Here is a 12,199-nt window from a genome sequence, read left to right on the forward strand (position 1 = left end):
GGGTACGCCGATTTGACAGCACATGACGGGCAGAATCAGCAGGATGTTGCTGGTTCTGCTCGTCATGCTGCTCGCCGCGGGGGCAGCGCTGCTGACCGGCGGGCATCTGACGGATCTGGCCGACAACACGCTCTCCGGCCTGCACTGGCTCGCCGCAGCGGCTACTGGCCAGGTCCTGGGCTCTCTGACCGGCGGTGTCGCCTACCCCGTAGGCCTGGTCGGCTCAGCCGTCTGCATAGCCGTCTTCCTCCGCCTCAACCTCCGGCGGCCCGGCGTAGCCCTACTAGCCGCCGGCTTCGCCTGCAACGCACTAGTAGTCGCCCTCAACGGCGCCATGCCTGTATCACCGGCAACCCTCGCCCGCGCCGGCATCACCGGCTTCACCGAGGACCCGCGCCACGAACTGGTCGATGCCTCCACCCGACTCCACTGGCTCGGGGACGTAGTACCGGTCGCCCTACCCGGCCTAGGCCAGGCAGTAAGCCCAGGCGACGTCCTCATCGCAGCAGGCGCCGGCCTGCTCCTGTACTCCGGAATGGGAGCCACCGGCCACATCCCCGTCGACCGGCCGCCCAGCTGGTCAGACCTAGAACCGGAACCCCCGGCCGACCACCCGGCGAAGTGACTCGACCACCACCGGGTCGTACTCCGCGCCGATGCCCAGCCCGATGTTCTCCATCGCCTTGCCCGGCGTCTGGCCGCTGCCCTCCCCCACCAACTGCTCGTAGGCGAGAGCCACATTGACGATCCCACTCTCGACCGGGATGTCCGGGTTGCTGGCCCGCCCCTGCCGATAAGGGTCGTTGGAATGCCGCACGATCTCGGCCACATGATCGAGCACCCCCGACCGCTCGATGATCGAAGCCCCGATCTCTGCAGCCTGCTGCCGCTCCTCCCGGCTCCGCAGCAACGACGCCCCACCCGGCGACGGATCCGCCAGCGCCAACTGCCCGACCCCCGACAGCAGCGCCGCATACTCCAACGCCTCCATCCGGGCCGGCGTCAACCCCAAGTCATTCCCGATCGCCACCGCCAGACTCGCAGTCCGCGCATTCTGCCCCGGACTGCTGAACCCAGCGATCTCCGTACTCCGAGCCATCGACCGAACCGTCGTCCGATAGGTCCGCTGAGCCGACGAATAGCGGCGGAAGGCGAACTGGGTGAGCAGCAACGGAACAAGAACGAGAGGTGGCGCCCACAGCCCGGCCAGCGAGGTGCCCGAGGCCAGCAGGATGCCGCTGATGGCCATCGCCATCCCGATCCGTCCCATCACGCCGAACTCGTCCCGCAAGGCCGCCGGGAACGGTTTGTTGTGTCGCTCGGTGGCCTGGCCCGCTCCGACGATGGCGTCGAGAACGGCGGCCGACAGCACGGCCAGGATCATCGCCCCGCACAGCGGCAGCGCGTGCCGCCAGGAGCCGTTCCAGGCCAGGTCGGTCGGAGCAATGGCCGCGAACACCGCCGCGGCGGCGCCGACCGACAACAGCCGCCGGCTCGAGACGACCGCGTCCCACGCCAGTCCGGCGACCACCCGGGGCAGGACGCCGGCGGCCGTCGCCACCGCCGTGACCGCGATGATCTGAGCGACATCGGGTGGGATCGCGACCTCGGGCCCGCGCAACAGGCAGTACCCGAGGGCAGCGCTGGTGGCGATCGGCGCGCGGTTGCGGGTCCGGTCCACCCGGAACTGCACCATCTCCCCGACGGCGATCAGGCCACCGAAGGTCAGCGCGGCCGGCCACTCGGTCATTCCGCGCCGGGCGGTCAGTACGACCGCGGCCACGCCGAGCACGGCACCGGCGAGCACGATCACCACGCCACTGCCGAAGTTTCTCAGGTCCAGCCGATCGGTCTCGCCCGCCATCGTCATGCCGGTCCGGCCGCCGATCCGGTCGCTCCGCCGCCGCTGCCGAGGCTGAGGTCGTCGTGGTCGATCGCCGCGTCGATCGTCCCGTTCGGCGCCGGCTGGTCGGCCGCCGCGGGCTTCCAGCCCTGCTGCTCGATCACCTCGACGAACGCGTCGACCAAGGCTGGGTCGAAGTGGGTGTGGCGGTCCTGGACCAGGATGGCGATCGTTTCCTCGATGCCGCGGGCCGGCCGGTAGGAACGGGTCGAGGTGAGGCAGTCGAAGGCGTCCACGATGCCGATGATCCTCGCGAAGTACGGGATGTTGGTGCCACTCAGCCCGGCCGGGTAGCCCGAACCGTCGAACTTCTCGTGATGGTGCAGGACCGCGGACTTCACTTCCTCCAGGAAGGGGATGTTGCCGATCAGTTCGACGCCCCGGGCCGGATGCAGCCGGATCGCGTCCATCTCGGCGTCGTCCAGCCGGCCGGGCTTGCGAATGATGCTGGTCGGGACGCCGACCTTGCCGACGTCGTGCAGCAGCCCCGCGTGCTCGAGCGCCTGCTGGCGGTCCTCGGACAGCCTCAGATGGCGGCCGAGCATGCCGGCCCCTTCGCTGACCCGCTCGGAGTGGCCGCGGGTGTACAGGTCCTTGGTCTCGATCAGCTGGATGAAGGCGCGCATCGTCGCCGCCTGCGCGGCCCGCTCGACGGCGTCCTGGGACAGCGCCCAGCGCGCGACGATCAGCGGGACGAGAGTCAGCAGACCGGCGATCATGCCCAGGCCGCCGAGCCACATGAAGGCCAGGATCAGGCCGAGGAAGCCGTAGCCCAGCATCGGCAGGGCGGTCGGCACGACCACTTCCCTGAAGAACGCCCTGACCACCGCCGGCCCCCGTTCCAGCGACAGCACACACGACATCAGTACTGCGTTGACCACCTGGTGGGCCAGGCCGGTCAGGGTCACGGCCAGGATGGCTCGTGGTACGTGCTCCAGAGCAACCCGCCCGACCGGGCCGTCGACGGCCATGAAGGCCAGCGCGCCACCCGCGGCGGACAGAATTCGTTGCGCACTACTGAAAACCCGTTTGATCAACGGGACCCGCCTGGCCTGGATCAGCGAGCCGATCCCGGCCACCACGACAGCGGCAGCAGGTCCCACGATCACGTAGACCGAGATGAGCACGATCGACGCCAGGGAGGCTCCCTGGGTAGGACCGTGGGGCGAGCGAAGAGCACTACCGATGAGTACTAGAAGGCACAGGCCGACCACCGTCAGGTAGCTGGACAGGGTGAACGCTGCCATGACGAAAACCGCGATCGCCACAACGGCGACAGCCGAGACGAGGATGCGCAGTCCCGCTCGGTGTATGGCTGGCGTCATAGAGTGCCTTCGCGGTTGGTCACCAGTCCCAGTTGCCATCAAGCATCTTAGGTCACCTCCGATCAGCGGCGTAGTCTCGAACCCACAGGGGATGTGCGGGTGCAGGGGGCAGACAGCGCTTCGCTGACTAGTACCTAAAGTTTGCATCGCCTGACGTGTGCCGAAACACTGTAAGCCAGACCGTGACCCGTCGCACTGTGGTGAACACACCCTCGTGGTATGAGAGACTGTGACTCTTTGCAGTTGTTACAAGGAGGCTTTCAAATGGGCAAGACCGGCCGCAAGCGTCGCGCACGTAAGAAGAAGGGCGCGAACCACGGCAAGCGCCCCAACGCCTGAGTCAGGCGACTACGGACAGCGAGGACCCCGGTGAAAACCGGGGTCTTTGCAGTTTGGTCACATGTCACAACAAGACCTTTGACCGCACTGGTTCCCTGTACTCAGTGTTCCCGCTTCGACACTCTTCGCTATTCACCGGAATGCTTTTGTCACCAAACCTGTACTGATTGTTATGTACCGCGCCATTGACCCCGATTCCGCGGGCCGTCCGGTCCCAACTGTGGATAACCGCAAGCACACTGTCGGCGATCTTCCCTAGAGTTGGCCAAGCGGATACAGGGTGGATTCGGCCGACGGGGAGGTGCGTGGCGATGGCAGTCGAGTTCAGCGAACTCCTGCGCCGCCATCGGCTCGCCGCGGGCCACACCCAGGCGGCGCTGGCCGAGCTCGCGGGCCTCAGTGAGCAGGCCGTCAGCCTGCTCGAGCGCGGCACCAGGCGCCGCCCGCGAGCCGAGACCGTCCACGCGCTCAGTACCGCGCTGAAGCTCACCACCGAAGCCGAGCAGGAGTTGCTGGACTCTGTCCGGACGGCGGGCACGCCGGCCCTGCCTGCCTCGCCCGCCGCGCAGGTTCCGTGGGAGCTGCCCCAGACCGTTGCCGACTTCACCGCCCGGGAAGGCGAACTGAGCAAGGTGCTCGACGCCCTGGCCGGCGCGGCGAGCTCGACCGTCTGCCTGGTCATCACCGGCATGGGCGGCGTCGGGAAGACCGCTTTGGCTGTGCACGCAGGGCATCTGAGCGCGGACCGGTTCCCCGACGGCCAGCTCTACGTCGCGCTTCGCGGCCACGATCCAGGCGTCGCGCTGACCACGGTCGAGGCACTCGGACAGCTGCTCCGCTCGCTCGGCGTCCGGCAGGAGGCGGTTCCGGACGGGCTCGACGAGATGGCCAGGCTGTACCGGTCCAGGATGGCCGGGCGACGGATGCTGATCCTGCTCGACGACGCCAGCTCGGTCGACCAGATCACTCCGTTGCTGCCCGGCGGCAACGGTTCGGCGGCTCTGATCACCAGCCGAAGGTTCCTCGCCACGCTGCCGGGAAGTCTGATTGTCCGGCTGCCGACATTCACCTCCGCGGAGTCGTTGCGGCTGCTGGCCGGCGTGGCAGGTGAAGAGCGGGTGAATTCTGAGCTGGACGCCGCCCTGGAGCTGTCCGAGCTCACCGGTGGCCTGCCGCTCGCGCTGCGGCTGATCGGCGCCCGGCTGACCATGCGTCCGCAGTGGTTGCTGCGGCACTTCGTCGATCAGCTGCAGGACGAGCGCCGAAGCCTGGACGAGCTCGGGCTCGACCATTCCGGTGTCCGGGCGACCTTCGCCTCCTCGCTGAACGAGCTGATCGCCAGTCCGCTGGCCGCTGACCGCGATGCCGCCACCGCGTTCGACCTGTTGAGCCTCGCGGACGGTCCGGAGATCTCGGTCCCGCTGGTCGCCCGGCTGCTGGATCTGGATCTGCGGGCGACGGAGAAGCGCCTCGAACGCCTCGTCGACCTGCATCTGCTCGATTCGCTGGGTCCGCTGCGCTATCAGATGCACGACCTGCTGCGCGCCTATGCCCGCGAGCGTCTCGCGGTCCGCGACCGCGAGTCCGAGCGCACCGCCGCGATCGAGCGCGGTCTCAGGTTCTACACCGCGGCGGCCTGGCAGGCACAACGGCTCACCCATCCCTGGAGCCCGCGGCAACCAGTCGGGCCGCTCGACCCCACCGGCGTACCGGCCTTCACGAACCTCACCGATACGCCGGCCTGGTTCGACGCGGAGTACGACTCGATCCTCGCTCTGTACAAGGTGGCTTCGGCGGTGCCGGGACTCGCCCGCCGGTACGGTCCGTCCCTCGCGCTCGGCCTGTTCGGCTATCTGGAGCTCCGCGCGTACTGGTTGCGGATGCGGACCCTCCTCGACCTCGTACTGGCCTCGGGCCCGCCGACGGACGACCTGGTGACGTGGGGCTGGCTGGAGCACGACCGCGCCATCCCGGACAGCGAGCTGGGCCATCTGGACCAGAGCCGTGCCCGCTTGCTCCGCGCTCTGGAGCATTTCGAGGCAGCGCAGGACCTCGGCGGGGTGGCCCGCTGCTGCTCGTCACTGAGCCATGTCTGCGAACGTCTCGATCGGGTGGAGGAAGCGATCGAGTGGGGTGAGCGTGGCCTGAAACTGGCTGCCGAAGCAGGTGAACGCAACCCGCTCGGCACCAGCCACCTCGCCCTCGGAATCCTCTACAACCGGGTCGGGCGGCGGGAGGAAGCGCGCGCTGCCTTCCGCGCCAGTATCGAGCTGGCAGACAACGAGCGTTCACTGGGTCGCCGCCACAAGCTCGCGGCAAACAGCTACCTGGCGGCAGGGGTGTACGACACCGCTGTCGAGCATCTCGACGCCGCCCTCGCGATCTACACCCGGATCGACGATCCACCCGGACTGGCCGAGTCCCGTCACTACCTCGGCCAGCTGGAATTCGCCCGCGGCAACTACCCGGAGGCGGAGCGGAACGTCCGGGAAGGGTTGCGGCTGAACGAGCTCTACAACAACAGCGACAGCCAGCGGCGAGCCCTCCTGCTCGCCGACCTGGCCGCCATCCAGGACGCGACCGCCAAGCCTGCCGCGGCCCGGCAGACCCGGTCGCGGGCGATCGAGATCTTCGAGGCGGAAGGTGTTCTGTCCGAGGCCGACAATCTTCCTCGCAAGCAGCAGGTCGTTTCGGGGAACGGTTCAGAAGGCTGACTGTGGATACGTTGGCGGGGTTGCTGCGGGAGTACCGGGTTGCGGCCGGGCTGACGCAGGCTGGGCTGGCGGAGAGGGCCGGGTTGAGTGAGCAGGCGATCAGCTTGCTGGAGCGCGGGACGCGGCGGCGGCCGCGGGTCGACACGATCGAGGCGTTGGGGATTGCCCTCGGACTGAGAGCCGAGCAGGTCGACCGGCTGCTGAACGTTGCCAAGGCAGGTGCCCAGGGTTCACGGGCGGGCGCCAAGGGTTTTGGGGCTGCGGGTGGTGCGGGGTCGCTGCTGGGTAGTGCGGTGGCGGTTGGGCAGGCGGGCGGCGACGTGGGGCGGGTGCTGCCGAGGCAGTTGCCGCCTACGCTGTCGGACTTTGCCGGGCGGGCCGGCGAGGTTGCGGAGCTGGTGAAGGTGTTCGCGGCGACACAGCCGGAGAAGGTGCAGTTGGCGGCGGTGACCGGGATGGGTGGGGTCGGCAAGACCACGTTGGCGGTGCATGTGGCTCACCTCGTCGGCGACAACTTCCCGGACGGTCAGCTCTATCTCGACCTGCGCGGCTACGGACCCGGTACTCCGCTCAGCCCTGTCGACGCGCTGAGCCAGCTGCTCCGTTCACTCGGCCTCGACGACGACCGAGGTTTCCCCTCCGGCATCAATGAGCTGGCCGGTCTCTATCGGTCCCGCCTGGCAGGGCAGCGAATCCTCATCCTGCTCGACAACGCCAACAGCGCAAGCCAGGTACTGCCGTTGCTCCCCGGCGTACCTGGCTCGGCCGTCATCGCGACCAGCCGGCGGGCGCTGACCACCTTGCCCGGATTCCGGCACATCGCGCTGGCCCCGCTCTCCGAGGAGGACTCGGTCGAGCTGCTGGCCACGATCGCCGGCCGCCAACGCGTCACCGCCGAGGATGCCGCGGCTCGTTCGATCGCCCAGCTGACCGGGCGGCTGCCGCTGGCGGTCCGGCTGATCGGCGCCCGGCTCGCCGCCCGGCCGAGCTGGCCGATCGAGCACATGGTGCGGCAGCTGAAAGACGAACATCGCCGGCTGGACGAGTTCGGCACCGGTGAGTCGGGGGTCCGGGCCAACATCGCCGGCACGGCCGAGTTCCTTGCCAACAGCAACCAGAGACTCGATCGCAGGGCAGCGGCGGCGCTGAGCCTGCTCGGCCTGCCCGACGGCTCGGACCTGAGCGCGCTCACGGCAGCGCAGCTGCTCGACGTCTCCGACGACGAGGCCGAGCAGATCCTGGAGCGGCTGGTCGACCTCAACCTGCTCTCGTCCGGAGTGCCCGGCCGGTACCGGATGCACGACCTGATCCGCACCTACGCCCGCGAGCGCGCCGGACAGACGCTGTCCCAGGGCGCTCGCACCGACGCGCTGGCCCGGGTGCTCCAGCACTACACCGCAGTGGCCTGGCGCAGTCAGCAGCTCACCCATCCCGAGAGTCGCCGGCATGCCTTGGCGAGCCCGCCCGCCCGGGCGGTCCCGGTGCTTCCCGACGTACAGACTGCTCTGACTCTGCTCGATCACGAGCGGGCCAACATCCTCGCGCTTGTCCAGCAGGCCAGTGCGTCGGCGGAGCTGCGTGGGCTCGTGCCCGAGCTCGCGATCGCCCTCTTCGGCTACGTCGAAGCCCGGTCCCGGTGGATCGAGATGCGCACCATCGACCGGCTCGCCCGCGACATCGCCGGCGACCTCGGGTACGACCGGCTGGCCGCCTGGCTCGAGCACGACCTGGCGATCCCTGATGCCGAGGGCGGCGACCTCGACCCGTCGCTCGATCACCTACGTGCCAGCCTGCGGATGTTCCAGGCGATCGAGGATCTCCCCGGCCAGGCTCGATGCTGTACTTCGCTGAGCTACGTGCTGGAGTTGATGGGCCGGCTGGACGAGGCGCTGGAGTGGGCCGAGGAGGCGCTCGCCCTGAGCCTGCGGATCGGCGACCAGACCGTCGTCGGGATCAGCCACCTCGCGCTCGGGCGGCTGCACAGCCGGCGTGGGGAGTACGAGCTGGCCCGCGAATCGTTCGACCTGAGTCTGGTGCTGGCGGAGAAGTCGGGTAATCCGCGGTCGCTGGCCAAGCGGCTCCAGATCGCGGGGCAGGCGTACATGGAGGCGGGTCATCACGAGGCGGCGATGGAGATGGAGCGCAAGAGCTTCGACATCTTCGCCCAACTGGAGGACGGCAACGCCCAGGCCGAGTGTCTCCAGCATCTCGCCACCAGCTATCTGGCCCTGGGCGACCCCGTGGCAGCGGCGGAGCAGGCGGAGGCGGGGCTGAGGCTGGCGCGCTCCTTCGGCAACCAGCAGCGCGAAGGACTATTGCTGATCGAGCTCGGCCGCATCCGGCTAGCCTCCGGCGACCCAACCGGAGCCACCACGGCCTGGCGCCAAGCAGCGAGATCGCTACACGACTTCCCCCACGACGAAGCCATCGCCCAGACACTCCTCACCGAACACCGACGGGAGCCCTGAGCCAGCGGGCGGCCTGCTGGGAACGCCCGTGGGCAGGCGGCCGGGCAAAGAGCGAGGCCCGGTGGACAAGCGTCCGGCCGGGCCTCGGGGGTCAGTCCGCGAGTGTGGTGGTGCTTTCGATGCGGATCTGGGTCAGGCGGAGGAGGATCTTCTGGCGGAGGGCGTCGGGGGCGTGGTCGTCGCCGCAGGAGCGGTGGACGAGCTTCTTCACGCAGCGCTCGATGTCGTACTGGTCGAGACAGGGCCCGCACTCGTCCAGGTGCTGCTGGATCTCCTCGGTGCTCGCGCCTTCGAGTTCATTGTCGATGAACACGTAGACCCGTTCCAGGATCTCGCTGCAGTCCACATCGTGGTTCTCGCCGCAGCTCATGACTTCTTCTCCTCGGCCGCCGCCGCGGAACCGTCCGCCGGCGCATCGTCTGACGCGGGGATCAGGCCCCGCTCCCGGGCATAGTCGGCCAGCAGCTCACGCAACTGGCGCCGGCCACGGTGCAACCGCGACATCACGGTGCCGACCGGCGTCCCCATGATGTCGGCGATCTCCTTGTAGGCAAACCCCTCGACATCGGCCAGATACACGGCCAGCCGGAAATCCTCGGGGATCGACTGCAGCGCCGACTTCACGTCGGAGTCGGGCAGGTGCTCCAGCGCCACCGCCTCGGCCGACTTCAGCCCGCCGGGAGTGTGCGACTCGGCGGCGGTGAGCTGCCAGTCCTCGATCTCCTCGGTCGGCGACTGCGTGGGCTGGCGCTGCCGCTTGCGGTATCCGTTGATGAACGTGTTGGTCAGGATCCGGTACAGCCACGCCTTCAGGTTGGTACCGGGCGTGAACTGGTGGAACGAGCTGTACGCCTTCGCGAAGGTGTCCTGAACCAGGTCTTCGGCGTCGGACGGGTTACGCGTCATCCGCATCGCTGCGGCGTACATCTGGTCGAGGAAAGGCAGCGCCTCGCGCTCGAAGCGCTCGGTCCGCTGCTCGGGTGTCTCGGTGGTCGTGGGAGTCGGCATCGTTATCGAGAATACCGGTGTCTTCGCGGTCTTCCGCGCAGGAGCCAGACTCATCGCCGTCATGCTCATCACAACACGCCTGGCCGGCGGGTCATTCCCAGCCCGCCAGGCGACTTTCAGGGCGACTTTCAGGGCGGCTGCAAGGGCGGCTTCAGCCGGAGATCTCCCGGGTCACCCATTCGAACACAGCTTCGACCAGCAGCTCGAAACTCTCGTCCTGGGTCAGCTCGGCCCGCTTCGGCACCTTGAACGAGTGGTCACCGTCCGGCACCACGGCCATCTCGGTCAGCGGCGGGAACTCCTCCGGCGTACCGAACGGGTCCCGCTCCCCCTGTACGACGAACGTCGGCAGCCGCGACCCCTGCAACTCATCGACCCGCGACTTGTCCGGCTTGCCCGGCGGATGCAGCGGAAACGACAACGCCAGTACGCCGGAAGCCCCCAACCCAGCCGCTGTCCGGCAAGCAACCCGCGCTCCCGCGCTGCGCCCGCCCAACACCAACGGCGTCCTGATCCGCAGCTGCCCAATAATCGCGATCCAAGCCTCGTCGAGCACCTTCGGCGCCGGAGCCAACTTCTTCCCCGCCCGCCGCCAAGGCTGCTCGATCAAAAACACGTTCATGTCCTGCTTGGGCAACCGAGCCGCCAACGCGGCCAGATCCCCGGCCTCGATCCCCCCACCCGCCCCATGACCGAGCGCCAACGTAGCCACCGGCCGCCGAGCCCGATGCGCCACAATCCGAGCCTCACCATGCGGAGTAGCCACAATCCGTTCATCGGTCACACCCCCATCCTGTCATTCCCCAGCCGCCCCGCGCGCCAGCTCACACCCCTGGTCGCCGGCCGGTACGACCGGTCAACAGCCACTGGGCCGCTCCGCGCCGTCGCCCGCCTTGCCACCCCACCGTCTGCGCCCACATCACCACCGCACAATTTGAGGGGGTTAACCCCCTCAGCTACCGGGTGCTCAGGCTCAGGTTGCTTGGGTGGGGTTGGTGGGGGTGGGATGCGGGCGATCAGCCGTTTGTGGGGAGTCGCTGGCGGGGGCGGTGGGGTCAGCTGCCCAGCGACTCGATCCAGGCGATGTAGTCCGCGACCAGCTCCGGCGGATTGGCGGCCAGGGCCGCGTCGACGTGGTACTCCTCGTACTCCAGGTCGTGCACGATCACCGGTACCGAACGGCCGAAGACCTTCGTGATCACCCCGTCGTCGTGTAACCGACGGGCGACTCGAAGGCACTCGTCCCAGAAGCGCTGAACGATCACGCCACCGAACTCCAGCGTCGTGTCGAAGTCAGCCTCTTCCTGCTCGTCGGAGTACCAGAGCCCGGCCTGCTCGATCCACTCCCGGGCCAACCTGACCCCGGTCGGATCATCGGGGTCGCCGACGACGACCGGCATGTCCTGGAGCCAGTACGCGTAGTTCCAGCGAGCCTCGTCCGCTTCGGGCCGGTAGCCGGCCGTGGAGAGGACCGCCGCGACCTGCGTCTCGGAGTTGTGGCCGACGACGAGAGCAGGCTGACGGAGATCGTCGTCGTTGCACCAGCAGTACAGCGAGACTGCGTAGATGTCGTCGACGTCCAACCCGGCGAAGCCTTCGACGCCCTCGGCGACGCGTGCGTAGAGGTACTCCGGGAAGGTCAAAAGAGCGTGATCTCCTCGGGTTCGTCCGGCTTGTCGATGGGGTCGGTGCCGTCGGGTGGGAGGGGGTCGATGAGGTGGGGGCCGTTGTTTTTGACGTTGCTTACTGCTTTGGAGACTGCGTAGGCCTCCAGGACGCCGGGGGCTGCGGGGACCAGGAGGTCGAGAAGCTCGTCGGGGTCTGAGGAGAGGGGGTTCAGCCAGGCGCTGTAGCGGTCGGGCTCGACCAACAACGGCATGCGGTCGTGGATGCGGCCCAGGTCGTCGGTGGCTGTGGTGGTGAGGACGGTGCAGGACCACAGCCAGGCGTCGTCGCGGTCGGGGTCGGCTACTGCTTTGTTGCGCCAGATCTCGTACAGCCCGGCCATCGCGAGCACTCCGCCGTCGGCGGGGCGGATGAAGTACGGCTGCTTGACCGGCTTGCCGTTGACCTTCTCCTCGGCCGTGTACCACTCGTAGTACCCGTCGGCCGGCAGGATGCAGCGGCGGACGGCGAAGGCCTTCTTGAAGGCGGGCTTCTCCGCGACCGTCTCCATCCGGGCGTTGATCAGCCGGCTGCCGATCGAGGTGTCCTTGGCCCACGACGGCACCAGGCCCCACTTGACCGTCGTCAGCTTGCGGACCGTCTCGTCGGGGTTCTCCCGGTTCTTCCGCTCGACGACCGCGATCACCTCGTCGGTCGGCGCGACGTTGTAGTTGTCCGGCAGCTCCTGCACGGACTCCTTCACGTTGCCGGCGTCGATCTCGAACTCGACGACCAGATCGGCAGGATCACGGCTCGATGCATAGCGACCACACATGC

At 68.3% G+C, this 12,199-nt stretch carries 11 protein-coding genes; 4 read left to right on the forward strand and 7 right to left on the reverse strand.

The window, feature by feature from the left end:
- The first annotated feature begins 43 nt into the window (after nt 1-43).
- Entirely contained in the window at nt 44-625 is a 582-nt protein-coding gene (locus tag ACIA12_RS30380) for a DUF5317 domain-containing protein (protein ID WP_396370601.1), read from the forward strand.
- Here ACIA12_RS30380 and ACIA12_RS30385 read toward each other — a convergent pair.
- Together ACIA12_RS30385 and ACIA12_RS30390 are read right to left on the reverse strand one after the other, a co-directional pair.
- Nucleotides 587-1,870, reverse strand: coding sequence for an HD-GYP domain-containing protein (locus ACIA12_RS30385; RefSeq protein ID WP_396370602.1), 1,284 nt, complete (start codon nt 1,868-1,870; stop codon nt 587-589). The genes ACIA12_RS30380 and ACIA12_RS30385 overlap by 39 nt on opposite strands.
- Complete coding sequence (locus ACIA12_RS30390; protein WP_396370603.1) at nt 1,867-3,228, reverse strand: HD-GYP domain-containing protein; 1,362 nt, start codon at nt 3,226-3,228, stop codon at nt 1,867-1,869. Before ACIA12_RS30390 ends, ACIA12_RS30385 begins: the two co-directional genes overlap by 4 nt.
- Before the next feature lie 264 nt (nt 3,229-3,492).
- Here ACIA12_RS30390 and ACIA12_RS30395 point away from each other — a divergent pair, with 264 nt between their 5' ends.
- The 3 genes from ACIA12_RS30395 to ACIA12_RS30405 all read left to right on the forward strand — a co-directional run bounded on the left by ACIA12_RS30395 (nt 3,493) and on the right by ACIA12_RS30405 (nt 8,749).
- Nucleotides 3,493-3,567 (forward strand): 50S ribosomal protein bL37, encoded by a 75-nt coding sequence (locus tag ACIA12_RS30395; protein ID WP_369759046.1) that lies wholly within the window; start codon nt 3,493-3,495, stop codon nt 3,565-3,567.
- Between the two features lie 311 nt (nt 3,568-3,878).
- A complete protein-coding gene (locus ACIA12_RS30400; RefSeq protein WP_396370604.1) occupies nt 3,879-6,281 on the forward strand; it encodes a tetratricopeptide repeat protein in 2,403 nt (800 codons plus the stop codon).
- Between the two features lie 2 nt (nt 6,282-6,283).
- Complete coding sequence (locus ACIA12_RS30405) at nt 6,284-8,749, forward strand: ATP-binding protein (protein ID WP_396370605.1); 2,466 nt, start codon at nt 6,284-6,286, stop codon at nt 8,747-8,749.
- 91 nt (nt 8,750-8,840) lie between these two features.
- Here ACIA12_RS30405 and rsrA read toward each other — a convergent pair whose 3' ends face one another.
- The 5 genes from rsrA to ACIA12_RS30430 form a co-directional block, all read right to left on the reverse strand.
- Nucleotides 8,841-9,119 (reverse strand): mycothiol system anti-sigma-R factor, encoded by a 279-nt coding sequence (gene rsrA / locus ACIA12_RS30410; RefSeq protein ID WP_396370606.1) that lies wholly within the window; start codon nt 9,117-9,119, stop codon nt 8,841-8,843.
- A complete protein-coding gene (locus ACIA12_RS30415; RefSeq protein WP_328327375.1) occupies nt 9,116-9,757 on the reverse strand; it encodes a sigma-70 family RNA polymerase sigma factor in 642 nt (213 codons plus the stop codon). The genes rsrA and ACIA12_RS30415 overlap by 4 nt, the downstream gene beginning before the upstream one ends.
- A gap of 151 nt (nt 9,758-9,908) precedes the next feature.
- On the reverse strand, nt 9,909-10,541 hold the full coding sequence (locus ACIA12_RS30420; protein ID WP_396370607.1) for an alpha/beta family hydrolase: 633 nt from the start codon (nt 10,539-10,541) through the stop codon (nt 9,909-9,911).
- Nucleotides 10,542-10,812: 271 nt separating this feature from the next.
- Entirely contained in the window at nt 10,813-11,400 is a 588-nt protein-coding gene (locus tag ACIA12_RS30425; protein ID WP_396370608.1) for a hypothetical protein, read from the reverse strand.
- Nucleotides 11,397-12,197 (reverse strand): SOS response-associated peptidase, encoded by an 801-nt coding sequence (locus ACIA12_RS30430; RefSeq protein WP_396370609.1) that lies wholly within the window; start codon nt 12,195-12,197, stop codon nt 11,397-11,399. The genes ACIA12_RS30425 and ACIA12_RS30430 overlap by 4 nt, the downstream gene beginning before the upstream one ends.
- Nucleotides 12,198-12,199 lie beyond the last annotated feature (2 nt).

This window comes from Kribbella sp. NPDC051620 (assembly GCF_044453825.1).
In the GTDB taxonomy this organism is placed as follows: domain Bacteria; phylum Actinomycetota; class Actinomycetes; order Propionibacteriales; family Kribbellaceae; genus Kribbella.

Excerpts from the sequence above, each read along its gene's own strand:
- ACIA12_RS30430 (WP_396370609.1), bottom strand. The coding sequence starts at position 12,197 with ATGTGTGGTCGCTATGCATCGAGCCGTGATCCTGCCGATCTGGTCGTC.
- ACIA12_RS30385 (WP_396370602.1), bottom strand. The coding sequence starts at position 1,870 with ATGACGATGGCGGGCGAGACCGATCGGCTGGACCTGAGAAACTTCGGC.
- ACIA12_RS30415 (WP_328327375.1), bottom strand. The coding sequence starts at position 9,757 with ATGCCGACTCCCACGACCACCGAGACACCCGAGCAGCGGACCGAGCGC.
- rsrA (WP_396370606.1), bottom strand. The coding sequence starts at position 9,119 with ATGAGCTGCGGCGAGAACCACGATGTGGACTGCAGCGAGATCCTGGAA.
- ACIA12_RS30390 (WP_396370603.1), bottom strand. The coding sequence starts at position 3,228 with ATGACGCCAGCCATACACCGAGCGGGACTGCGCATCCTCGTCTCGGCT.
- ACIA12_RS30400 (WP_396370604.1), top strand. The coding sequence starts at position 3,879 with ATGGCAGTCGAGTTCAGCGAACTCCTGCGCCGCCATCGGCTCGCCGCG.
- ACIA12_RS30380 (WP_396370601.1), top strand. The coding sequence starts at position 44 with ATGTTGCTGGTTCTGCTCGTCATGCTGCTCGCCGCGGGGGCAGCGCTG.